The 22,923-nt window shown below is 60.7% G+C and carries 20 protein-coding genes; 4 read left to right on the top strand and 16 right to left on the bottom strand.

Annotated features, from left to right (window positions below):
* Positions 1-621 (bottom strand): sugar nucleotide-binding protein (locus tag OP495_RS09485; protein WP_280568755.1); only part of this gene is annotated, 621 nt, incomplete at its 3' end.
* Positions 622-795: 174 nt separating this feature from the next.
* Positions 796-2,643, bottom strand: a complete 1,848-nt coding sequence (locus tag OP495_RS09480; protein ID WP_280568753.1) for a GGDEF domain-containing phosphodiesterase — start codon at positions 2,641-2,643, stop codon at positions 796-798.
* A 286-nt stretch (positions 2,644-2,929) separates the two neighbouring features.
* Between OP495_RS09480 and OP495_RS09475 the strand changes: the two genes are divergently transcribed.
* Positions 2,930-3,724, top strand: a complete 795-nt coding sequence (locus OP495_RS09475; protein WP_280568751.1) for a 2OG-Fe dioxygenase family protein — start codon at positions 2,930-2,932, stop codon at positions 3,722-3,724.
* A 156-nt stretch (positions 3,725-3,880) separates the two neighbouring features.
* On the opposite strand, the gene hmpA is transcribed toward OP495_RS09475, so the two are convergent.
* Positions 3,881-5,062, bottom strand: coding sequence for an NO-inducible flavohemoprotein (hmpA, locus tag OP495_RS09470; RefSeq protein ID WP_280568749.1), 1,182 nt, complete (start codon positions 5,060-5,062; stop codon positions 3,881-3,883).
* A 251-nt stretch (positions 5,063-5,313) separates the two neighbouring features.
* Here hmpA and norR point away from each other — a divergent pair, with 251 nt between their 5' ends.
* Positions 5,314-6,888: a nitric oxide reductase transcriptional regulator NorR gene (norR, locus tag OP495_RS09465; protein ID WP_280568746.1), complete on the top strand. Its 1,575-nt coding sequence runs from the start codon at positions 5,314-5,316 to the stop codon at positions 6,886-6,888.
* 45 nt (positions 6,889-6,933) lie between these two features.
* Here norR and pgaD read toward each other — a convergent pair whose 3' ends face one another.
* The 3 genes from pgaD to pgaB are packed head-to-tail and all read right to left on the bottom strand — an operon-like array spanning position 6,934 to position 10,536.
* Positions 6,934-7,392: a poly-beta-1,6-N-acetyl-D-glucosamine biosynthesis protein PgaD gene (gene pgaD, locus OP495_RS09460; protein ID WP_247621438.1), complete on the bottom strand. Its 459-nt coding sequence runs from the start codon at positions 7,390-7,392 to the stop codon at positions 6,934-6,936.
* A gap of 1 nt (position 7,393) precedes the next feature.
* Complete coding sequence (gene pgaC, locus OP495_RS09455; protein ID WP_280568737.1) at positions 7,394-8,692, bottom strand: poly-beta-1,6-N-acetyl-D-glucosamine synthase; 1,299 nt, start codon at positions 8,690-8,692, stop codon at positions 7,394-7,396.
* Entirely contained in the window at positions 8,689-10,536 is a 1,848-nt protein-coding gene (pgaB, locus tag OP495_RS09450; protein WP_280568734.1) for a poly-beta-1,6-N-acetyl-D-glucosamine N-deacetylase PgaB, read from the bottom strand. Before pgaB ends, pgaC begins: the two co-directional genes overlap by 4 nt.
* A gap of 89 nt (positions 10,537-10,625) precedes the next feature.
* On the opposite strand from pgaB, the gene OP495_RS09445 reads away from it, so the two are divergent.
* Positions 10,626-11,704, top strand: a protein-coding gene (locus OP495_RS09445) for an IS3 family transposase (protein ID WP_280568732.1) whose coding sequence is annotated in 2 segments (ribosomal slippage) — positions 10,626-10,881 and positions 10,881-11,704 — 1,080 coding nt in all. Because the reading frame shifts where the segments join, the coding sequence is not laid out codon by codon here.
* 12 nt (positions 11,705-11,716) lie between these two features.
* On the opposite strand, the gene OP495_RS09440 is transcribed toward OP495_RS09445, so the two are convergent.
* The 4 genes from OP495_RS09440 to OP495_RS09425 form a co-directional block, all read right to left on the bottom strand.
* On the bottom strand, positions 11,717-12,016 hold the full coding sequence (locus OP495_RS09440; RefSeq protein WP_280568730.1) for a hypothetical protein: 300 nt from the start codon (positions 12,014-12,016) through the stop codon (positions 11,717-11,719).
* Positions 12,016-14,232, bottom strand: coding sequence for a poly-beta-1,6 N-acetyl-D-glucosamine export porin PgaA (gene pgaA / locus OP495_RS09435; protein WP_280568728.1), 2,217 nt, complete (start codon positions 14,230-14,232; stop codon positions 12,016-12,018). The genes OP495_RS09440 and pgaA overlap by 1 nt, the downstream gene beginning before the upstream one ends.
* A 243-nt stretch (positions 14,233-14,475) precedes the next feature.
* The gene (gene ssb, locus OP495_RS09430) at positions 14,476-15,030 is read right to left on the bottom strand and encodes a single-stranded DNA-binding protein (protein ID WP_075369404.1); all 555 of its coding nucleotides are present in this window, start codon (positions 15,028-15,030) and stop codon (positions 14,476-14,478) included.
* A gap of 33 nt (positions 15,031-15,063) precedes the next feature.
* Positions 15,064-16,446, bottom strand: coding sequence for an MFS transporter (locus OP495_RS09425; protein WP_280568723.1), 1,383 nt, complete (start codon positions 16,444-16,446; stop codon positions 15,064-15,066).
* A gap of 244 nt (positions 16,447-16,690) precedes the next feature.
* Here OP495_RS09425 and uvrA point away from each other — a divergent pair, with 244 nt between their 5' ends.
* Positions 16,691-19,561 (top strand): excinuclease ABC subunit UvrA, encoded by a 2,871-nt coding sequence (uvrA, locus tag OP495_RS09420; RefSeq protein ID WP_280568721.1) that lies wholly within the window; start codon positions 16,691-16,693, stop codon positions 19,559-19,561.
* A 190-nt stretch (positions 19,562-19,751) separates the two neighbouring features.
* On the opposite strand, the gene rplQ is transcribed toward uvrA, so the two are convergent.
* The 6 genes from rplQ to rpmJ all read right to left on the bottom strand — a co-directional run bounded on the left by rplQ (position 19,752) and on the right by rpmJ (position 22,916).
* Complete coding sequence (gene rplQ / locus OP495_RS09415; protein WP_040239371.1) at positions 19,752-20,135, bottom strand: 50S ribosomal protein L17; 384 nt, start codon at positions 20,133-20,135, stop codon at positions 19,752-19,754.
* A gap of 39 nt (positions 20,136-20,174) precedes the next feature.
* Entirely contained in the window at positions 20,175-21,173 is a 999-nt protein-coding gene (rpoA, locus tag OP495_RS09410; RefSeq protein ID WP_040239374.1) for a DNA-directed RNA polymerase subunit alpha, read from the bottom strand.
* A gap of 91 nt (positions 21,174-21,264) precedes the next feature.
* Positions 21,265-21,885 carry a 30S ribosomal protein S4 gene (rpsD, locus tag OP495_RS09405; RefSeq protein WP_280564090.1) on the bottom strand — a complete coding sequence of 207 codons (621 nt, stop codon included), beginning with the start codon at positions 21,883-21,885 and terminating at the stop codon, positions 21,265-21,267.
* Between the two features lie 12 nt (positions 21,886-21,897).
* Positions 21,898-22,284: a 30S ribosomal protein S11 gene (gene rpsK, locus OP495_RS09400; RefSeq protein WP_011505752.1), complete on the bottom strand. Its 387-nt coding sequence runs from the start codon at positions 22,282-22,284 to the stop codon at positions 21,898-21,900.
* Between the two features lie 39 nt (positions 22,285-22,323).
* Entirely contained in the window at positions 22,324-22,680 is a 357-nt protein-coding gene (rpsM, locus tag OP495_RS09395) for a 30S ribosomal protein S13 (protein ID WP_280564089.1), read from the bottom strand.
* 122 nt (positions 22,681-22,802) lie between these two features.
* Positions 22,803-22,916, bottom strand: coding sequence for a 50S ribosomal protein L36 (gene rpmJ / locus OP495_RS09390; protein WP_075369409.1), 114 nt, complete (start codon positions 22,914-22,916; stop codon positions 22,803-22,805).
* Between the last annotated feature and the right edge of the window lie 7 nt (positions 22,917-22,923).

Here is a 22,923-nt window from a genome sequence, read left to right as displayed (position 1 = left end):
CTCGGTACCTGCCAGATGATAGGCGCCCCAAGCATCGGCGCCACAACCTTGCTGCTGCATCATGCCGATCAACGCCATGGCCACCGCATCGACCGAGGTCGGGCACAGGATGATGTCTTCCGCGGCGCGCACTTCGTCACCCGCCAGCAGCGTGTCGAGTAACTCGGGTAACCAAGCATGCGCGCCGCCGAGCGCGAACAGCGGCCCCAGCCGTACGATGAGATGTCTCGGCAGACACTCACGCACCCGGTCGCCGGTGGCAATCAAGCGCTTCAGACTGTCATCGCGTGGCGCCGGGATGACATGCTCGTCGAGCGGCCCGTCGCCCCCATCCTCATAGAGTTCATCGGATACGCACCAGATCAACGGCACATCGTATTCCCGACACAGCGCGAGATTGGCGTCGACCGCCTCGACATGGGCCATGACCTCAGCGGGCGCCAGACGTGACGGCGCCGATAACGGTGGCACCACCAGCGCATCGGGCCGGGCTTCGGCCAAGGCCTCCGCCGAGACCTGTGTCTCCTCGACGATGGTCAATTGGGTATCGCGACGTCGATTGGCCTCACGCGCCAGCGCCAGGCTCAAGCAATGTCCCGCATTCGCCAGCAACAGCTTCACGGCCTCTCCTTTCGCATGCTCGTCTCCTCGATTCGTCGTCCACCGCGTCGACAGGGGCACATATTCGCCCATCGCCGTATTGCCTGTCATCCTCATTGCCGCCGACAGGCTGCGCACGGAGACGTGCCGTGGTCGTGCGCAAGGCTCGCATTCTACGCCATGCAGGCGGTGGACTCAGCCCGAAACCCCAGGATGCCCCGTTACCAGACCGCCCAGCACACGTTCCATTTCCAGAGCGGGCATGGGGCGGAAGAAATAGAACCCCTGAACCAAGTCGCAGCGCATCTCCCGAATCAGCGCGAGCTGCTCACGATTTTCGACACCCTCGGCCACGACCTCCAGGCCCAGGCGGTGACCGATGAAGATCGCGGCCTCCATGATCGCGCGATCCTTGGGCTCATCCGGGGCATCACGCACGAAGGCGCGATCGATCTTGAGCGCCGTTACCGGAAAGTGCTTGAGATAGCTCAGCGACGAGTAGCCGGTGCCGAAGTCATCGATGGCGATGCGAAATCCCAGATCATGAAGCCGGCGCAAGCCCTCCAGGATACGGTCGTCGGCTTCGATGAGTACGTTCTCGGTGAGTTCCAATCCTATGTCCTGAGGCCCCAGGCCATGACGCGCCAAGCAATCTTCGAAGCGCTGGAAGACATCGGGCCTGCTCATCTGTCGACCGGAGAAGTTGATATCGATGCGCCCGACGGCTAGCCCGGCATCCCGCCACAGCACACGCTGCTGACAGGCGGTTTCCATGACCCAATCACCGAGACGATGGATCAAGTCGGAACGCTCGGCGAGGGGAATGAACTCGGCCGGTGAGATCGGAGGCCCCTCTGCCGGCTGCCAGCGAAGCAGCGCCTCGAGGTTCTCGATACGCCCACTCGCAGCAGACACCTGAGGCTGGTAATGCAGCGAGAGCTCTCCGCTGTCCAGAGCTTTCGTCAGCCGATCGACAAGGCGATGCTGGTAGAGCAGTTGGTCATGGAACGTCTGATCGAAGAAGCACACGCTACCCTGGCCATCCATCTTGGCTCGATTCTTGGCCACATCGGCGTTGCGGATCAGCTCGCGGGCCGTTTCGCCATTATCCGGATAGAGACTGATCCCCAGGCAGGCGGTCACTTGATGCCGAGAACCGTTCATCAGGAAAGGAGAACGAAGGACTTCTTGAATCTTGTGGACCAGTTGCAAGAGCACTTCCTTGCGCTGGAACATGGGGCAGGCGATCACGAACTCGTCGCCGGAAAGCCGCGACATGATGTCTGACGCTCCCACTACCTGATGCAGCCGCTGAGTCAACTCGACGAGTAACCGGTCTCCCTGTTCGTAGCTTAGAGCGTCGTTGATCGCTACGAAGTCGTCGATATCCAGGTAGACCAGAGTCACCCCGACACGCTTTCGCCGGCAATAGGCGATGATTTCATCCAACTGCGCTTCGAAGGTCTGGCGATTGGGCAGGTGGGTCAGCGCATCGAAGCGCGTGGCAAAATCCAGCTCGCGATACGCTCGCTTCTGATCCGAGAGGTCTACGTCGACACAAAACATCAGGGGATTCTCGGTGTGTTCACCGAGCATGACATGATGCGAGAAGACCGGAACCGGCTCACCACTCTTGTGCTGAAGTTCGAGCTCCTCCGCCGGAATCTCGATCCCCTCCTTTACCCAGGCCTGATGCGCCTGAATCACCGATTCACGCATGGGGGCCGGGATGATCAGCTCTTCCAGCGCTTGGCCCTGCGCCTCCGCGGCGCCATAGCCATAGAGCCGGGTGCTGGCCTCGTTCCAGTAGATCACGCAGCGATCGCGATCATAGCCCTGGACCGCCACTCTGGGCAGGCTTTCCAGCAGGGCTCGAAAGCGCTGTTCGCTCTCCAGATACTGACGGCGCACGAGCTCGATATCGTCCCGAGCGCTCTCGCCTTGAGCCTCTGTCCCTCTCGCTCTGAACTGCTGCCACCAACGCACTAGTTTATGACACTGTGCGCCTAGCCAGCGTCGGAAAACGACATCGTAACCGCTCATCAACTTTCCCATCATCGAAAGATGCTGTTGCCTGCATCATGAGGCCAGAAGGCATCTTCGCACCACCTAGATCACCCCACCTTCAAGGCATACGCAGGCATGCATCTACACGTCAGCCCGACTCGGCATGACCGTTGTCATCTAGCGTAATTAATCGTGATCAGCGTCAAAGCAATGCGACACTTTTCATACATTTTTTGACATTTAGCTACAGATATTCTCCTTTCCGAGGGTTGCTCGGACGATCTCGGGCAATCTCGGTTCACACTGTAATGGAGAAGATCTCATGACACTCGACACCCTCAAGCATGGCGTCAATTCAAGCACCATACCTGCCGATCCGTTCGCCGACTACTGGTCGCCATCGATTACCCAAGCCTTACACTATCAGGGCTGGGCAAGGACCGAGATCCGCTCCCGGGTGGATCTCGAAGCCTGGCAAGCATTCACCGCCGACTTGCCGCGGGACCCCTATGTCAATCGTCGTTGGAAACGCATGTCCTGGCTGACTCTGGATGAACGTGACGACGTCGTCGATATGGGCCATTGTCCCATGGCACAGGGCGGCGCCTTTAATGATGCCGAAAGCATGGCGGACCGCCTGCGCTACTATGAGCCACTGACGCCAGAATTCATGGCCCGACCGGACGTCAAGGACTTCGTACGCGCCTGGGCACGGCTTTGGGGCCTGAAGCCCAACGAGCCCATCCTGATGCAGATAACCGGCGTGCGTGGCGAAGGCATGATCGACCCTCTGCAGGGCCAGGGTATTCATGCCGACGGCTGCAAGGCGCTGAGCATCCTGGTGTTAAGCCGCCACAATGTCGCCGGAGGCGATAACCACCTCTATGCCGACAAGGCGGGCAATCGCCCAGTGGCCGACACAATCCTCGCCCCGGGCGATATCCTCCACCTGCGTGACGACCGTCTCTTCCATAGCGTAGACGGAATCCACCAAGAAGATGCCGAAGCCCCCTTCGAGCGCTTCATCATCATCATCAACAGCCGTTTCGTGGATGAATTCCAGAACAGTATTCTGCGGCGGCACTTTCCCGAGGCGGTGCTCAACGAAACTCGCTAATCAGCACCATAAATACCGCTAGGGTCGGTGCCGGGATTCTTCCCGGCACCGACCCCCTCTAAATAAAAGCGTCCGTCAGGCGTTGCCCACTTGACGGACGCACCACGCGAAACGCCACGCCGTATGGCGTGGCGTTTCGACTAGCGGCAAGACGACTCAGGCGACGCGTGCCAACGACTCGGCGGGCCCGAAGAATTCATGGTGACGCCGTTCAGTCGCGACGCCAAGCGTCTCCAGCGCCGCCTCGACGCAACGCATGAAATCCGCCGGCCCCACCGTGTAGCACTGCGCGTCACGCGGGACATAATCCGCCAGCAGCGCGGCATCCACACGGCCGACGTGATCGGGCGCATCCTCCGCGCGCGGTTGCGAATAAATGGTGATCACCCGCAACGACGTCGGGTGCGCCTTGCGCAACTCATCCAGCTCGTCGGCAAACGCACGCACTTCACCATCGCGCGCCGCATGCAGATAGACCACCCGGCGCCCTTCCTCGAGCGCCTGCCGCGCCAATGGCAGCATCGGCGTCTGCCCTACACCTGCACTGATTAACACCACCGGCGCGTCACCTGTGGCCAGGGTCAAATGCCCCGCCGGCGGCAGCAGCTCCAGAGTATCGCCCTCGGTCAGGCGATCATGGAAATGACGGCTGACCTTGCCCCTCTCCTCGCGCTTGATGGATACCCGGTAGGTTCGATCATTGGGCGCCGCCGAGAGACTATAGTGGCGATGCACCGTTTCACCATCGATGGTCAGCTTGAGGCCGATGTATTGTCCCGGGCGATGCTCGGCGACGGGGCCGCCATCCACCGGCGCCAGGACGAAGGAGGTGATCACGGCGCTTTCGGGACGCTTGGCGACGATACGGAAGGTCCGCGTGCCTTCCCAGCCCCCCGGTTGGGCGGCGAAGTCGTGATAGCGACGTGCCTCTTTTTCGATCAACAGTCCCGCCAGCTCCTCGTAGAGCGCGCCCCAGGCATCGGCGACGTCCTCTGTCACCGCCTCGCCCAGCACCTCGCCGATCGCCGCCATCAAGCATTCACCGACGATGGGATAGTGCTCGGGACGAATACCCAGCGAGACGTGCTTGTCGACGATGATACCCAGCACCTCGTCGAGACGTTCAGGCTCGTGCCGCAGTTGTACATAGGCGACGACGGCGCCCGCCAGCGCGCGCGGCTGTCCGCCGCTTTGCTGGTGCGCGGCGTTGAACAACGTCTTCACCTCGGGATAACGCGCAAACATCAACGGGTAAAAGCGCTTGGCGATGGCTTCGATGTGTTCGGCAACCACCGGTGTGGTGGCGGCGATTACGGACTCCTGGGCGGATGTCAGCATGATGTCTCCTCGCGATGGGCGTTCAAGTGTGTGCCCCTGCTATCGCAATCGGAGTGCCAACTCGGTTCGTTTAGCCGTGTCCGCGACATTGTGCCACGCCAGTGCCTGTCGAGACCGCGTGGTTGCCGCGTTGCAGAAACGACAGGGCGTAGCCCGGCAGACGACGAGCACTTGCCCTCGGCGTAATGACTGTCAAAATAACACCCACACCGCATGTCACTATGACAATTTGCTCAAGAGAGAATGTCCAAATGACAGTCTTCTTGCATACCCTGCGCGACCTACTCGCCGATCTCAGCGTCGGGCGTGGCAGCGACGCTCTGCCCGAGCGCTGGGCAAAGCTGCTCGCCGCGCTGGTCGGCGATTATCCCGCCGATGCCAGCACGTTGATGGTCGCTCACGACGACGGCCTGCAGCCCGTGGCCGTGCTAGGCCTAGACGACGAAGTCCGCGGGCGCCGCTTTAGCCTGACCGCGCACCCGCGTCTAGCCGCAATCGCTGCGCATCCCGGCGTGTGCCGCTTCCCGCTAGATTCGCCGTTGCCCGATCCCTTCGATGGTCTGCTCGACGACACCTTGAGCCATGTGCATGACTGCATGGGCGTGGCCCTGCGCGATGGCGACCGACTGCTCGGCATGCTGACGCTGGATGCCCTGACGCCGGGTTGCCTAGCCACCGTCGATGATGACGAACTGTTGGCCGCGGCGGGCCTGTTGGCGACCTGCCTGCGTCTCGCACAGCAGCTCAGCGATACCCGTTCGCGCCTCAATCAGGCACTCGAACAGCACCTCACCGATCAGGACGCACCGCGTCACAGCACGCCCGATTGGCAGAGTCCTGCCATGCGGCGGTTGGAGGAAAGCCTCGCCCTGGTGGCGCCCACCGACATGAGTGTGCTGTTGCATGGCGAAACCGGGGTCGGCAAGGAGCGTATCGCCCGCCGCGTGCATGCGCTTTCCACACGTCGCGAGGGGCCACTGGTACGCGTCAATTGCGCGGCCCTGCCCGAGTCGCTGATTGAAAGTGAACTCTTCGGCCATCGGCGCGGCGCGTTTTCCGGGGCCGTCCGCGATCATCGCGGCCATTTCGCCATGGCCCACGAAGGCACGCTGATGCTCGACGAAATCGGTGAACTACCGTTGGCCATGCAGCCCAAGCTACTGCGCGTGCTGCAGGAAGGGGAGATTCAGCCGCTGGGAAGCGAAACCCCGCAGCGCGTCAACGTGCGCCTGGTCGCGGTCACCAATCGCGACCTGAGTCAGGAGGTCGCCGCCGGGCGCTTCCGCGAAGACCTCTACCACCGTCTGAGCGTCTTCCCCTTGCAGGTCCCACCCCTGAGGGAACGTCGCGAGGACGTACCACTGCTGGCCGGTGGCTTCCTTGAGGACAACCGCATTCGCCTAGGGCTCGCCAATCTGCGCCTCGACCTCGCGGCCGAACACGCCCTACTGTCCTGGCCGTGGCCAGGGAACATCCGCGAACTAGAACACACCCTGGGACGTGCCGCGCTACGTGCCTTCGGCGAGCAGTCACCTCTCGGACAGAGCGCGCGTCGCAATGCCGTGGTCCGCATCGCCGCACATCACTTGGAACTGCCGACGGCGCCCGCCGATGACACCACGCCTCCCCAACCGACAATTGCCGAGGCGCACCCCGTCCCTCCAGCCACAGTCCCGCTACGCGAAGCCGTCGAGGACTTCCAGCGCCGACATATCGCCCACGCACTGGAGGTACACGATGGCAACTGGGCCGCTACCGCGCGAACTCTGGGCACGGATAGCGGCAATCTGCACCGTCTGGGCAAACGCCTGGGGCTCAAGCCTTAAGCGGTACGCTCGGCATCTAGCGCAACCGCTCGCTTTTCACAGCGTCTATGTCGACTCAATGCCGACGATGTGACCCCGCGCATCATGATGCAGGGTCGTCACGCGGCTGCGCTGAAGATGCTCGACCTGCGCCTCGCTCACACCGAAAGAAGCTGCCAGGCGCTCAGTGGTCAGCGGGGTTGGTGGGCGGCGGCGATCGGCATACCGAAAGCGGCGATAGTTGTAGAAGGCCCATATCAGCAACGCCATTCCCGCCAGTAAGACAGTCACGGCATAAACTGTCAGCGAGGCCCAGCTGTGCTCGTGGCTGTCGATCACATAGGCCTGAAAACGCTCGCTCCCGAAGGCCCATCCCAATAGAGTCGACAAGGGTAAGAACAGGTAGAGCCACAGCATCCACCCCAGCCCCGAGAGCAGCGCGAACACACCACGCTGACGGCGCGACTGCAGGTCGGGACGATGAATGATCTCAGGCAACTCGAGCGCCGCAGTATCGTCTCGCATGTCATGCGTCCTTATCGGTTTGGATGCCGCGATCGGGACTCTTCCAACGTGCCCGCCGACAGGGTGAAGAAAGTAACGTCTTGGGCACCGCAACCACGGCGGTAAGGGTCGACAGCGTCCAGTAGAGCAAGGGGTACCAGATCACCCAGAAGTAGTGGCGCAGGAAACCCATGCGTTCGTAACGCTGGTCGATGTAGAGACTGACAAGAAACTGGATCAAGCATGTCGCCCCCAGCAGCAGGCCATTCCACTGGGGCAGCAGCGTGGCCACCCGCCACTGCTGTGGCAGGGGCACAAACGGTCCCAAACAAAACAACACGGCAATCGCCAGCATCACATAGGCCCAGATCAAGCTGGTGAAGTATTCGATTGCCACGCCCCAGAAACGTCGTTGGCGCCAGGCGAACAAGCCTCGACCATAACGCCGCATCACCTCTACGCCGCCCTGAGCCCAACGCAAGCGTTGCTGCCATAGACCTTTCAGTGTTTCCGGCATGTAGATGTAACACAGCGCCTCGGGCTCGAAACGTATGTCCCAGTGATCCATTTGCAGGCGCCACGAAATGTCGATGTCTTCCGTCACCATATCGGCACGCCAATAGCCCACGCTGTCCAACGCAGCCCGATTGAATCCCGTGATGACCCCGGAGACGGTAAAAATACGCCCATAAGTACGCTGAGCGCGCTTGATCAGGCCAATGATCGAGGAAAACTCCCCCACCTGGATCTTCCCCAGCAGGGTCGAGCGATTGATAATACGCGGGTTGCCGCTCACCGCGCCCACGCGTGGCCCTCCGGTTAGATGGCGCATCATCCAGTAGACGGCATGAGGGTGTATCAAAGCATCGCCATCGATAGTCACCAGATAGTCGCTGCATGCCGCAAGCGTCCCGGCCTTCAGTGCCACGGCCTTGCCCTGATTGACGCCGAAATGAATGACCCGCAGACGCGCATCGCTCTCTGCCAGCCTATCGAGGATGGCACCGGTCGCGTCCTGGCTACCGTCATTGACGGCGATAACCTCGACGCGGGGATAGTGCGTCGCCAGCGCATACCGGATGGTCTGCTCGATTTGGTCCGCTTCATCGTGACATGGAATCACGATACTGACGGGTTCCACCTCCGCCCCCGAGCCCTCGAAGCGCGGTGTCTCTGTGTGGCCACGTTCGCGGCGCAGATAGAACCATAACCCGCCGATGATCCACATCCAGGCCATGAAGATCGGGTAGTAAAAAGCAAAACCGAACATCGTTGCCCGCCAATCGATGGTCAGTATCCAGGAAACGAGTGCATCGATCATGGCTGGCTCCGACGGTGGGGAAACTCGTTAAGGCTCATGCCTTCGAACGTCGGCTGGAAAGCTGGCTTGCCGGTAATGAAATCATCCGGATAATACGCCAGATTGAGTGCGCCACGACGCACGAGCTGGTGCATCCAGTCACGCAGGCGCCTCGGCTCGATCCACTCCTGGCGCTCCCAATCATAGGTTTGCAGCTCGAACACCGTTTTATCGAGACCACGCGGATAGCGCTGCACCCGATCCACAAGCGTGTCCAACCACTCTTCCGCCGGCTTCTCGGTACCATCCAGATAAGGCATCGCCATCAAGGCGACATCATCGTAATGCTCGAGGAATGGTCCCAGCGCCTGGGAGAAACGCGCTTCCGCACTCGGGTCGAGCACAACGCGCGCATAAAGGTTGCGCGCTACGCGAAAGCGATTGCTGAGATTGGCGTAATGTCGCGCTCCATCGAGCGCCTGCTCACCGAAGTCAATCAATGCTCGGGTCTTGTCACGCGCGCTCAGCTTGCAATCGGTAATCTGGCGTCCGCTATCCGGCCAGCGAGCCTCGGGGGCACACGCCTGAGCATCTTCATCAGCGGCCAGATAAGCATCATCGTGAATCAGTATGCCGTCGATGCCTGGCGTACTGCGTGCCAAGTCCGCGTAGATGTCATGGACGAGCGCTTGCGCCTCGGGACGAAACGGGCTCAGGCGCCGATAGGCACGCTCGGCAACGCGGCTTTCGCCATCGGCCTCGTGTACCCGAACCTGCAAGCGACGCTGCCGTGAGTCATCCGGCAAGTCGAAGGCCAACAAGGGTAGCCAAGCATAAACATCCACCCCGGCACGCGTCTTGAGCTGCCAGGCGACGCGGTTGAACAGATCGGCCCGCATCGGCAGATGATCATTGGGAAAGTAAAGCGATGAGGCGGTGCCATCACCGTCCGGATCGGCGAACGCCTGCAGATAGACCGTGCGCACCTGCATCGCCTTGATACGATCGAGCAGCGCGCTCAGGTTGGCATGGACCTGCTCTGGGTCGTCATCGTAGAGCATGTCGATGTCGACCTGCACGGCACGCTGACTACGCGCCGGCGGGTCGAGCGTCTGCGCGACCTGCGCCTCGATGTCCACCGGCGTGGGATTGCCCATGACCAGTAAGCGCCCGAAGTCAGGCCCCGAGGCCGGCGTCGATAGGCGCCGGTCCCCCAGGTTGAAGGTAAAGTCAAAACCCACGTCACGCGCGATCGCCTCGGTCTCGGCATTGGTGGCGCCATATGGCCAGACCACGGTCCTCGGACGCATGCCCGTGTTCGACTCGATCACATCGGCACTCTGTACGAGGTCGTCATGAATGCGCTGGCGATACGCGGCATCGTCTTCATACTCACCGCTTGCCGGGTCATAGCGACGCGCCAACGCGGCTGGCTCGACGTTGCCCTGGGGATTGGCGCGAATGCCACGATGCAGGTCGTGGGTGTGAGTGGCGACCTCGACCAGGCCTGAGGCCTGCATTTCACGTACCTGCTCCCAGGTGACGAACCCTGCCTGGCCACGCGTGGCACCGTTGTACTGGATTTCATCCGCGGCTGACTCGTCACCCGAGTCACTCGATGCGTCGCTCGATGAATTGCCTAGATTGGCCGCCAACTGGGCCGTCTCGCGCGTCGCGATACTCTCGCCCTTGCGGACCCGCTCGAGCCACCCTGTCTCGACCGCGAAGAGCGCCGGATAGTCGTAGGCCTGTAGTAGCGGGTACACGCGACGATAGAAGCTTTCCAGGCCATCGTCGAAACTCAGCAGTACGGCATTCGAGGGCAGTGGCCGCTTGCCTTGGCGTGCCGCCTGAATGTCGTCCAACGAGATGGGGTTGACCTTCTCCCCTGAAACCGGTCCATCGGCAATGTGAGATTTCCGCTACGTTTACTCTGATAGCAGGAGATCTCGCGATGAAGCGTAATCGCCATACCGAAGAGCAGATCATCAGTATTCTCAAGGCCAACGAGCGCGGCGTCTCAATCGCCGAGCTGGCCCGCCAAAACAGCGTGACCGAGCAGACCCTTTACCGCTGGAAGGCCAAGTACAGCGGCATGGAGGTTTCGGAGGCCAAGCGCCTCCGCGAGTTGGAAGCCGAGAACGCCCGGCTCAAGAAGCTATTGGCGGAAAGCGCCCTCGACAATGCCGCACTCAAGGAGATCGTCTCGGGAAAGTGGTGACGCCCGAAGCGAAGCGGCGGGCGGTACAGCATCTGGTGGCGGGCGGCTGGCTCAGCCAGCGAGGCGCCTGCCGACTGCTGGGCCTGGCACGGTCAGTGGCTCGGTATCAGGCCATACCGCGTGACGATGCGCCGCTTCGGGCACGCCTGCAAGCCTTGGCGACGAGCTATCCCCGCTATGGCTACTTACTGCTGCATGCCCTGTTGCGTCAGGAGGGTCTGGTGATCAATCGCAAGCGTACCTACCGGCTGTACTGCGAGCATGGCCTCCAGGTCCGGACCCGACGGCGCAAGCGACTGGTCCGGCCGAGGACACCGATGCCACTGCCGGACCGCCCCAACCAGCGTTGGTCAATGGACTTCGTGTCGGATCAGTTGGCCTCGGGGCGTCGGTTTCGCGTGCTGAACATCGTGGACGACTTCAACCGAGAGTGTGTCGGGCAACTGGCAGATACGTCCATTTCCGGGCGTCGCTTGGCCCGGTTCCTGGACGAGATTGCTCAGCAGCGCTCTCTACCAGCCTCGATTGTTTGCGATAACGGGCCGGAGCTGACCAGCAAGGCAATGTTCTTCTGGGCGCGCGAGCGGAAGGTGACGCTGGCCTTCATCCAGCCGGGCAAGCCGACGCAGAATGCATTCATTGAGAGCTTCAACGGCAAGTTCCGGGACGGCTGCCTCAACCAACACTGGTTCCTGAGCCTGGCGGATGCACGGCACGAAATCACGCAATGGAGGATCCACTACAACCATGTCAGACCGCACAGCTCACTGGGTTATTTACCACCGGTAGCGTATGCCGAGCAGTGCGCATGAAGCTGGGATTTCTCACATTGTGAGCGGACCTAAACCAGGGGGAAGGTCAGGGTGCCAGTCATGCGCCAGCATCCAATCGAACCACGCCGCCAGCCGCTCATGACTGATCGCATAGGGGTCACGCCCCACCGCCGGCTGGGCAGCGTCACGAACATCATGAAACGCGAGCGTCACGAAATGGCCATCCGGTATGTTCACATTGGCCGAGACAGCGGGCTCGCTCGGGGACGGCGCAGCCGACGTCTCGGCCACGCTGGGGCCGGCCATCAGCAGCCCCATGCCGAACAGCAATATTGATACCAGCGACGGCATTACAGCACCCCCTCGAAACCGAACTGTCCATACCAGCGCTGCTCGCGCTCGCCTTCATATGCATGGCTTTCCCAGCCGATGCCGTAATTGATCGACCAGGTCCGCGTCAGCTGCCAAGTATGGCCATAGGACACCTCATAACCCGGCGCACCGCCGTAGCCGCTTTCCCACTCGGAGGCCGCGCCCAGCGACAAATTCTGGGTCAGGGAGCGGTCGTAGCGACGCCAAGTCAACCAGTCATGTTCGAGCGTAATGCCTGCCGTGCGCTGGTCTTCGGGGTTGTAATAATCGGCGTCGACATCGCGGTTGTGTTCGGCCGACAGCGAACCGATCAGTCGGGTCTGATGATGGGCACTGGCCTGAACGCGTTGGGTCAGGTCAGCCGAGACATCGCTACGCAGGTTGCCGTCGCTGATATCCAGCGCGCCCAGCGTGAGCGTGGCGTCGCGGGATTCATTCTGGCGCCAGGTCACTTGCGTCTGGTAAAGACGCCCGTCCAGCTCGTCGCGTTCGGCACGCAGCGGCGTCTCGGGCGACTGGGTCTGCGTACGCAGTTGGTATTGCCAGTGATCACCCAGCCATTGCGACCAGCCGAGATCGAGACCGAGGTCATCATTGAGGCGCTCGCCGCTCAACGCCGCCCACCAGTGCCGGCGCAGCCACTGGCGTTCGACGCCCAGTCCCTGGCGACCATGGCGCTCTGCGCCCTCGTCATAATCGCCCCATTGATAGGACTGCTCGGCATAGACTCGATAGCCCTCTGCACTCCAGGGCGAGTTCAGGCGCAATTGATAATCGCCATCCTGGCTTCCATTGACGGCATTACCACCGTGAGAGCGACCAAAACTTCCCTGCCCTGCGATGGAAAAATGCTGACGATCCAACCACTCGAGCCGGTTGCGCCGCACCGCCGAATCGGTGGGAAACTGCTCGACCAGTGCCTCGCTGGTCGCCTGCCAACGCGGGAACGCTTCGAGGGCCTGGGCATTCTCGGCAATATTCAAACGCGTGGCCTTATCGTCAGGCGCGTACGCCTCGGCTAGCTCGGTCGTCGCTTGCGCTTGCCGATACCAGCCGCGAGCACGCTGAGCGGTAGCCAAGGTATTGATGACATCGGTGTTGCGCGGTGCCGCCCGATAAAGCGTAGCGGCCCTATCAAGCGCCACCTCTTCATGATGCCTGTACGCCGCATCGCGGACTCGGAGGCGATCTATTTCACTGCGTTCCCAGTTGGGAACCGGCGACGCCGTCTGATTCTCGCGGTAGCGCCACGTCGGGGTGCGATCATTCAGGCGCGCCAGTTGTTGCTTGGCTGCCTCGTAGTCTTCGCTCTCGATCAACGCGTAGTAATACCCCGTCTTGACCGCGAGCGGTGCCGACGAATCGGCGTCGAGCACTTGGCGATACAGTGTCGCCGCCTCTTCGGGTCGTTGGCGTGCCAGATACGCATCAGCCACAGGGGACTTGGCATAGACCGGTAACGTCACCGACGCTTGACGCAACGCTTCATACTCGTCGATGACATCATCGAAGCGCCGCAGCTCACGTAGTACCACGAGTCGGTCGAACCGCGTACGTCGACGCGCCTCGCTACCAACTGCAAAGGCGTCGAGATTGGCATTAAGCTTCTCCAGCGCAGCCGATAGCGCGACGTCGTCCTTGGCGTATCGTTGCCGACGCTGGTGGCGTGCCTGCTCAAGAATTCCGTCGTGGATAGCGGCCGTCGCCTTATCCGCCCGGAAGCGGGCACTCACCTCATCTGCCCACTCGGGCTGATGACGTTGCCTCAACTGATCGGCACGTCGATATGCCCCCAAATTGGAGAGACTGGAAATTTTCGTCTTGAGCGCCTGAGGGTTGGATGACGCGTACGACAAGACGCGCTCAGCGAGCTGCAGTGCAATACCGGGGTGGCCTTGCTGTCGTTGGCGCTCGGCTATCCCTGCCAGATCGTCGGCGTTGGGATGTCCATCAGGTCCTGCACGCACATCGTCGCCATAGGCCGACGCCGATGCATCAGGGGCCGGCAACCGGCCGTCGGGGAAACGTTCATCCGCCTGGGCGACGCTCGTCGAGGCGACAAGTAGCCCTACCGCAATCGGTCCAGAGCGAGTAGTAAAGCGCAGCAAACGATGACAGCCGGTGCGTAAACGCGCATACGAAAGATGACCTGAGCGGCCACCTTTCCACCAGCCGCCGAAGCGGGGAAGTTGCATGATGAGATGACACCACCGTTAGTTCCATTAACGAGATGAGGCTCAAATCCATTGAGCAGGTGCTATAGCTCTGAATGACCCTAATAGATGAACCACTGATGTGCAAACTACTGTGACTTAATGTTTCTGTACGTATCAGACACAATGTGCCCCGTACGCTGGTGCCAAGACATCGTAAACATAAAAAAAGCCCCGAATATCGGGGCTTTGCAAAGCGTCTATCGACTCATTCTTTCGCCGACACTAGAACGGGATCTCGTCGTCGAAGTCATCGAAGTTGCCGGGGTTGGGAGCGCCGTAATTACCTTGCTGCCCACCCTGCTGGGGCGGCTGTTGCTGAGGTGCCTGCTGCTGCGGAGGCGGGCCACCTTGTGGCTGGCCGTAGCTGCCCTGCTGCGCCGCACCACCTTGCTGAGGCGCATTTTGCGAGGGCTGGGCATAGTCGCCGCCACCCTGGCCGCTACGCGAGTCGAGCATCTGCATGTCGTTGGCAACGATCTCGGTAGAGTACCGATCCTGACCGTCCTGGCCCTGCCACTTGCGCGTCTGCAGGCGGCCCTCGACATAGATACGCGAGCCTTTCTTCACGTACTGCTGGGCGATTTCCGCCAGCTTGTTGAACATCACTACCGTGTGCCATTCCGTACGCTCCTGGCGCTGACCACTCTGGCGGTCGGTCCAGGTATCGGTAGTGGCGATGCGTAGATTGCACACCGGATTGCCGGAAGGCAGAAAGCGGACTTCTGGATCCTGACCGAGATTGCCGATCAGGATGACCTTGTTCACGCCGCGCGCCATGTGAGTCTCCTTGAAATAGTCTCGCGCCCGTTATCAGGCGCTCTTGTGATCTCGCTGGGATCCGAGGACGCGTTCCAGCGCCTCGGTGTCCAGCCGCTGACGGTCAACCTTGAGGTAGGCGACACGCTCGTCGGGCACCACCATGACATCCTCGACGCCGGCCACGGCGGCAAAGCGATCCATCAGTGTATCCATCGTGCCCATCGAGCGCTCGTCCAGGGCGACGATCTCGCTCGAGAGATGGCGAGGGGCCGGCATCTTCCAGACAATCGCCAACCATACCGCACCCAGTAACGCCGCGCCCAGAAAGACCGCGTCCAGGCCGAAATGCTGGGAGAGAAAGCCCCCGGCCGTTCCGCCCAAGAAGGCCCCCAGGAACTGGCTGGTGGAGTACACGCCCATCGCCGTGCCCTTCGCGCCTGCCGGGGCTAACTTGCTGATCATCGACGGCAGCGTGGCCTCCAGCAAGTTAAAGGCCACGAAGAACCCCCAGAGCAGCGAGAATAGCGCCCAGCGTCCATCGGAAAACTCCACCAGCCCCGCCAGACATAGCGTCAGCCACGCCACGGCGCCGATGAAGATCGGTTTCATCTTGCGGTACTTCTCGGCCACGATCACCAGCGGCACCATGGCCACGAAGGCCAGCGCCATGATCGGCAGGTACACCCAGCCGTGATGCGCCGGCGCAATGCCCAAGGCTTCCAGACGAAAGGGCACAACCACGAAGCAGGCGGTCAGGATGGCGTGCAGAGCGAAGATCGAGAAATCCAGTCGCAACAGATCACGCCGCGCCAGCATCGCGCGGAGTTGGGTGCGGTCGAGCCCTACATCGCGATGCGACACCAAACGTGGTGCACGCGGCACCAGTCGCCACAGCACCAGCAGCCCCACCGCCGCGAGTACAGCCGTGAACCAGAACACGCCGGCCAGACCGAAAGGGTCGGCGACCAGGGGGCCCACGACCATCGCCACGCCAAACGCGACGCCGATCGACAGCCCGATGGTCGCCATCGCCGCCGTACGCACCTCTTCGCGGGTCTGATCGGCCAGCAGCGCCATGATCGCACCAGCGACCGCGCCGCTGCCTTGCAGGCAGCGCCCGACAATCACCCAGCCGATCGAGGTCGCCTGGGCGGCGACAACACTGCCTAGCAGAAACAACAAGAGCCCGATGCTGATGATGAGCTTGCGGCCGAACCGATCCGACAGCAGCCCGAAGGGAATTTGTAGAATCGCCTGTGTCAGGCCGTAACCGCCCAGCGCCATTCCCACCAGCAAGGGAGTCGCGCCATCCAGGTCCTCGGCATACAGCGCCAGAACCGGCAATACCATGAAAAGCCCGAGCATGCGCGTCGCATATAAGCTGGCGAGGCCGAAAATGGCACGCCGCTCGGTGTGAAGCAATGATGAAGACATGATTGAGTCGCGTCGTTGAAGAGAAGAAACGTTCGATACCGAAACCGGCCCGCGAGGCCTTGCCGCGGGGGCCGTGACGAACCAACACCTCGGCGTCTCGCACGCGCGCAGACGCCGACCCAGCGCATTTTACCGACTGCCTGCCTACCAAGGAAAGGACGCGCTTTGCTCGGACTCCACTGCACCCTCTATAATCGATCCTTTGACCGCGCCACCGCCACGGCGCAACCGGCACGAGGTGGGCATGGACAGAATTCTGGTCAGGGGTGCACGCACCCACAATTTGCAGAACATTGACGTCGAACTACCGCGTAACAAGCTGATCGTCATTACCGGCTTGTCCGGTTCCGGCAAGTCATCGTTGGCCTTCGACACCCTCTACGCCGAGGGACAGCGTCGCTATGTGGAGTCTCTCTCCACCTACGCTCGCCAATTCCTGTCGATGATGGAAAAACCCGATGTCGACCACATCGAGGGGCTTTCGCCCGCGATCTCCATCGAGCAGAAATCGACATCCCACAATCCGCGCTCGACGGTCGGCACGATCACCGAGATTCACGACTATCTGCGCCTGCTCTATGCCCGCGCGGGGACGCCACGTTGTCCCGAGCACGATATCGACCTCGAGGCGCAGACCGTCTCCCAAATGGTCGATCAGGTTCTGACACTGTCCGAAGGCAGCAAATTGATGCTGCTGGCGCCAGTCATCAGTGGCCGCAAGGGCGAGCACCAGCAACTGCTGGCCGAACTACGTGCGCAAGGCTACGTCCGCGCCATGGTCGACGGCCAGGCGGTGGAACTCGACGAACTAGGCCCGCTCGACAAGAACAAGAAACACGACATCAGCGTGGTGGTGGATCGTATCAAGGTACGAGATGGGCTGGCCCTGCGTCTGGCTGAGTCGTTCGAAACCGCGCTCGCCCTGTCCGATGGCATCGCCATCATTCACGACATGGATGGTACGCGCGACGACATCGTCTTTTCGGCACGTTTCGCCTGTCCGGTGTGCGGCTACTCCATCGCGGAACTCGAGCCGCGCATGTTTTCGTTCAACAACCCCGCCGGGGCCTGCCCAACCTGTGACGGCCTCGGCGTACGCCAGTATTTCGATCCGCACAAGCTGATCAGCCACCCCGAGCTGTCGCTGGCCGAAGGCGCCATCAAGGGCTGGGATCGGCGTAGCGTGTATTACTTCAACCAGTTGCAGGCGGTCGCCCAGAATTATCGTTTCGCACTGGAAACGCCCTGGCAGGATCTTGCCCGGCATGAGCGTGATGTCATATTGCACGGCAGCGGGCAGGACCAGATCGCCTTCAGCTACGTCAACGACCGGGGGCGCAAGGTCACACGCGAACATGCCTTCGAGGGCGTCCTACCCAACATGGAGCGGCGTTACCGCGAAACCGAGTCGAGCATGGTCCGCGAGGATCTCGCCAAACACCTGGCGGTACAGCCCTGCCCATCTTGCCAAGGAACACGACTGCGCAAGGAGTCCCGCCATGTGTATATTGACGGACGTCCACTCCCCGAGATTTCACAACTGCCCATCGGCGAGGCCTGGCATTACTTCGCGGCGCTGGAACTGCCCGGACGCAAGGGTGAAATCGCCGTCAAGATCGTCCATGAGATCCACTCGCGCCTGGAGTTCCTAGTCAATGTAGGGCTCGACTACCTAACCCTAGAGCGCAGCGCCGACACGCTCTCCGGCGGCGAGGCTCAGCGCATTCGCCTGGCCAGCCAGATCGGCGCTGGCTTGGTCGGCGTCATGTACATCCTCGATGAACCCTCGATCGGCCTGCATCAACGCGACAACGACCGGCTACTTCAGACGCTCGAACGCCTGCGTGATCTCGGCAATACGGTCATCGTCGTCGAACACGACGAGGAAGCAATACGCGCGGCGGACCATGTCCTCGATATCGGCCCTGGCGCCGGGGTGCATGGCGGCCGTATCGTCGCTCAGGGAACCCCCGAGCAGGTCACCGAATGCGAAGCCTCGCTGACCGGCCAGTACCTATCGGATAAACGCCGCATCGAGATCCCACCGTATCGCATTCCCGGCAATCCAGAGAAAATGCTGCACCTCACCGGTGCCAACGGCAATAATCTGCAGAACGTCACGCTCGACTTGCCCCTGGGCCTTTTCGTGTGCGTGACGGGGGTGTCCGGCTCGGGCAAGTCGACGCTGATCAATTCGACGCTAATGCCCGTCGCCACGCGCGAGCTCAATCGCGCCACGAGCCTCACGCCCGCATCTTACAAGCGCATCGAAGGGCTGGAGTTGCTCGACAAGGTCATCGACATCGATCAGAGCCCGATCGGACGGACGCCGCGCTCCAACCCGGCCACCTATACCGGCATTTTCACACCGATTCGAGAGCTCTTCGCGGGCACCCAGGAGGCACGCTCACGTGGCTACAAGCCCGGGCGATTTAGTTTCAACGTCAAGGGCGGACGCTGCGAAGCCTGTCAGGGCGAAGGGCTAATCAAGGTCGAGATGCATTTCTTGCCCGACATCTACGTGCCCTGCGATGTCTGCAAGGGCAAACGCTATAACCGCGAAACCCTGGAGATTCAGTACAAGGGCAAGAACATCAATGAAGTGCTGGAGATGACCATCGAGGAAGCACTGGAGTTTTTCTCGCCGGTCCCCGCTCTTGCCCGGCGTTTGCAGACATTGATGGATGTCGGCCTGTCATACGTGCGCCTGGGGCAAAGTGCGACCACCCTTTCTGGCGGGGAGGCACAGCGCGTCAAGCTCGCTCGTGAGCTAGCCAAGCGCGATACCGGCAAGACCCTGTATATCCTCGACGAACCCACTACCGGCCTGCACTTCGAAGACATACGACAACTGCTTACCGTGCTGCATCGCTTGCGCGACCACGGCAACACCATCGTGGTCATCGAACACAACCTCGACGTAATCAAGACCGCCGACTGGCTCATCGATCTTGGCCCCGAGGGTGGTTCCGGCGGCGGACGCATCATCGCCGAGGGGACGCCAGAGAAAGTCGCCAAGATGGACGCCTCACACACCGGACGCTTTCTCAAGTCGCTACTCGAGCGGCAGACAGCGGGCCACAAGCCTCAAACCAGGAGCATGGCAGAGACCTAAGGCTCGAAGCTCGAACGGAGCCTGCATCCAGACCCTCCGGGTCCAGCCTTTTCTTCCGGCTTCAGACTCAAGCCCGCGCCGCGGGCGTTCTTCAAGCTCCCGGACGAAGTTCAGGCTCTTCGAACTGACAAAAAAAGCCGGCCCCTCGGGGCCGGCTTTATTGTGCCGAGATGGCGAAGCCTGTCGAAGATCACTCTTCGGCGGCTTCCTCTACGACCGGACGGTCGACCAGCTCAACATAAGCCATCGGCGCATTGTCACCAGTGCGGAAACCGCACTTGAGAATACGCACATAGCCACCCGGACGCTCGACGTAACGTGGGCCCAGCTCATTGAAGAGCTTACCGACCGTTTCTTTGGAACGGGTGCGATTGAAGGCCAGACGGCGATTGGCGACGCTGTCCTGCTTAGCCAGAGTAATCAGCGGCTCGACGTGACGACGCAACTCCTTGGCCTTGGGCAGGGTAGTCTTGATGACTTCGTGCTCGACGAGCGACACACACATGTTCTTGAACATGGCATGGCGATGCGAGCTCGTACGATTGAGGTGACGACCACTCTTACGATGACGCATGGTTGAAATTCCTTACCAAACTGGGACTCGAGTCGGCGCTCACGCAGAGGCCTTATCGTCCTTCAGACTCGCCGGCGGCCAGTTTTCAAGCCGCATGCCGAGGGAAAGACCGCGCGCTGCCAGAACGTCCTTGATCTCGTTCAAGGATTTCTTGCCGAGGTTCGGGGTCTTCAACAGCTCCACTTCGGTACGCTGAATTAGATCACCGATATAATAGATATTCTCGGCTTTCAAGCAGTTGGCGCTGCGAACGGTCAACTCGAGATCGTCTACGGGGCGCAGTAGAATCGGATCGATCTGATCCTCTTCTTCTTCGACTTCCTGTTCCTTGTCGGCTTCGAGGTCGACGAACGCGCCCAACTGCTCTTGCAGTATGGTCGCGCTACGGCGAATCGCCTCTTCCGGATCCAAGGTGCCGTCGGTTTCCAAGTCGATAATCAGCTTATCGAGATCGGTACGCTGTTCGACACGCGCGGCTTCCACGGAATAAGACACACGACGCACCGGGCTGAAGGTCGCATCCAGCTGGAGACGACCGATAGCGCGCGATTCATCTTCCTCGGAAGCACGGGTATCCGCTGGCTCATAGCCACGACCACGGACCACCTTGAGCTCCATTTTCAGCTCGCCGCTGTCGTTGAGGTGCGCGATAACGTGATCTGGGTTGATGACGTCGACATCATGATCGACGGCGATGTCGCCCGCGGTCACCACACTCGGACCCTGCTTGCTCAGCGTCAGAACCACTTCGTCACGGCCATGCATCTTGATGGCGACGTCCTTGAGGTTCAGGAGAATCTCGATGACGTCCTCTTGGACGCCTTCGATGGCGCTGTACTCGTGTAAAACGCCTTCAATCTCCGCTTCCACAATGGCGCAACCGGGCATGGAAGACAGCAGGATGCGACGCAGAGCATTCCCCAGGGTATGGCCGAAACCACGCTCGAACGGCTCGAGCACGATCTTCGCATGATTCGCGTTGATCTCTTCGACCTTGATGTCACGAGGACGGAGAAACTCTGTCACTGAACGCTGCATAAGAACACCTTTCAGGCTGCCAAACGGATACTCGGTACTCGAAACCAGGCCCTGGCATGGGGCCTGGCGGCATCACGCAGTGGCTGCATGATTACTTCGAGTACAGCTCGACGATCAGGTTTTCGTTGATGTCGGCAGACAGGTCGCCGCGTTCCGGGACAGCCTTGAAAGTGCCTTCCATCTTCTTGGAGTCGACGTCGGTCCAAGTCACATCGCCACGGTTGGCGGCGATTCCCAGGGCGTTTTGAATACGCGCCTGGTTCTTGGACTTTTCACGGACGGACACCACGTCACCTGGCTTGACCTGATAGGAAGCCACGTTGACGCTACGGCCATTCACGGCGATTGCCTTGTGGCTGACCAACTGACGCGCTTCGGAACGCGTGGAGCCGAAACCCATACGGTAGACGACATTGTCCAGTCGGGATTCGAGAAGCTGCAACAACAACTCGCCAGTCGCGCCCTTGAGGCGGGCCGCTTCCTTGTAGTAATTGCGGAACTGCTTCTCGAGTACGCCATACATGCGGCGTACTTTCTGCTTCTCACGAAGCTGCAAGCCATAGTCGGAAAGACGCTGACGGCGCTGGCCGTGGACACCCGGGATCTGCTCGGATTTGCACTTTTTCTCGAAGGGAGTAACACCGCTCTTCAAAAAGAGATCGGTGCCTTCACGACGAGACAGTTTGCACTTCGGTCCAATATAACGTGCCATGAATCTGTCTCCTTAAACGCGGCGTTTCTTCGGCGGACGGCAGCCGTTATGGGGAACGGGCGTCGCGTCGGTAATGCTCTGCACGCGGAAACCCGCAGCATTGAGCGCACGCACGGCGGATTCACGGCCGGGACCGGGTCCCTTGACCAGCACGTCGACGTTTTTCACACCATACTCGGCTGCAGCGGTCGCTGCACGTTCGCTTGCTACTTGAGCAGCGAACGGGGTGCTCTTGCGAGAACCACGAAAACCCGAACCACCGGCAGTCGCCCAAGAAAGGGCGTTGCCCTGGCGGTCTGTGATCGTCACGATCGTGTTGTTAAAAGAGGCATGGATGTGGGCAACCGCATCCACTACCTGCTTTTTCACCTTTTTACGGTTACTACGCGGGTTAGCCATGTTGATGTCTATTCCTGTCTTAACGCCAGAACGTGCGTTTTATTTGCGAATCGGCTTACGCGGTCCTTTACGGGTACGCGCATTGGTCTTGGTACGCTGACCACGCAGCGGAAGACCACGACGATGACGCAGACCACGATAGCAACCCAAGTCCATGAGACGCTTGATGTTAAGCGTCGTATCACGGCGAAGATCGCCTTCAACGGTATACTTGCCGACTTCGTTACGCAGGATATCCACCTCCTCGGCGGACAGTTCCTGAACTTTCGTCGTCGACGCGATGCCGGTAGCGACGCAGATTTCCTGCGCGCGTGTACGGCCAATCCCGAAGATGTAGGTCAGCGAGATCGCCGCATGCTTATTGTCCGGGATATTGACGCCTGCAATACGGGCCATCAGCTTACTCCGAATGTTGAGCGGCTTGCTCGTTTAGTCGTCTATAAGGGCGCAATAGCATACCCCTTTGCCTCCTAAGAGACAAGGGGCATACCTACACCCGCTTGTAAATCAGCGTAGGATCAACCCTGGCGCTGCTTATGCCGCGGTTCGCTACAGATGACACGAATCGCGCCATTGCGCCGAATGATCTTGCAGTTACGGCACATTTTCTTGACGGAAGCTCGAACTTTCATCGTTCTC

Source organism: Chromohalobacter sp. 296-RDG, from assembly GCF_029889885.1.
GTDB lineage: Bacteria > Pseudomonadota > Gammaproteobacteria > Pseudomonadales > Halomonadaceae > Chromohalobacter.
The sequence above is the reverse complement of the archived record's forward strand: the minus strand, read 5'-3'. Positions and strand labels throughout refer to the sequence as shown.

Coding starts and splice junctions, on each gene's coding strand:
- pgaA (WP_280568728.1), bottom strand. CDS start 14,232: ATGCAACTTCCCCGCTTCGGCGGCTGGTGGAAAGGTGGCCGCTCAGGT.
- OP495_RS09480 (WP_280568753.1), bottom strand. CDS start 2,643: ATGAGCGGTTACGATGTCGTTTTCCGACGCTGGCTAGGCGCACAGTGT.
- OP495_RS09425 (WP_280568723.1), bottom strand. CDS start 16,446: ATGTCTTCATCATTGCTTCACACCGAGCGGCGTGCCATTTTCGGCCTC.
- uvrA (WP_280568721.1), top strand. CDS start 16,691: ATGGACAGAATTCTGGTCAGGGGTGCACGCACCCACAATTTGCAGAAC.
- rpmJ (WP_075369409.1), bottom strand. CDS start 22,916: ATGAAAGTTCGAGCTTCCGTCAAGAAAATGTGCCGTAACTGCAAGATC.
- pgaC (WP_280568737.1), bottom strand. CDS start 8,692: ATGATCGATGCACTCGTTTCCTGGATACTGACCATCGATTGGCGGGCA.
- norR (WP_280568746.1), top strand. CDS start 5,314: ATGACAGTCTTCTTGCATACCCTGCGCGACCTACTCGCCGATCTCAGC.
- rpoA (WP_040239374.1), bottom strand. CDS start 21,173: ATGCAGCGTTCAGTGACAGAGTTTCTCCGTCCTCGTGACATCAAGGTC.
- pgaD (WP_247621438.1), bottom strand. CDS start 7,392: ATGCGAGACGATACTGCGGCGCTCGAGTTGCCTGAGATCATTCATCGT.
- rpsK (WP_011505752.1), bottom strand. CDS start 22,284: ATGGCTAACCCGCGTAGTAACCGTAAAAAGGTGAAAAAGCAGGTAGTG.
- rplQ (WP_040239371.1), bottom strand. CDS start 20,135: ATGCGTCATCGTAAGAGTGGTCGTCACCTCAATCGTACGAGCTCGCAT.
- rpsM (WP_280564089.1), bottom strand. CDS start 22,680: ATGGCCCGTATTGCAGGCGTCAATATCCCGGACAATAAGCATGCGGCG.
- ssb (WP_075369404.1), bottom strand. CDS start 15,030: ATGGCGCGCGGCGTGAACAAGGTCATCCTGATCGGCAATCTCGGTCAG.
- OP495_RS09440 (WP_280568730.1), bottom strand. CDS start 12,016: ATGCCGTCGCTGGTATCAATATTGCTGTTCGGCATGGGGCTGCTGATG.
- hmpA (WP_280568749.1), bottom strand. CDS start 5,062: ATGCTGACATCCGCCCAGGAGTCCGTAATCGCCGCCACCACACCGGTG.
- rpsD (WP_280564090.1), bottom strand. CDS start 21,885: ATGGCACGTTATATTGGACCGAAGTGCAAACTGTCTCGTCGTGAAGGC.
- OP495_RS09475 (WP_280568751.1), top strand. CDS start 2,930: ATGACACTCGACACCCTCAAGCATGGCGTCAATTCAAGCACCATACCT.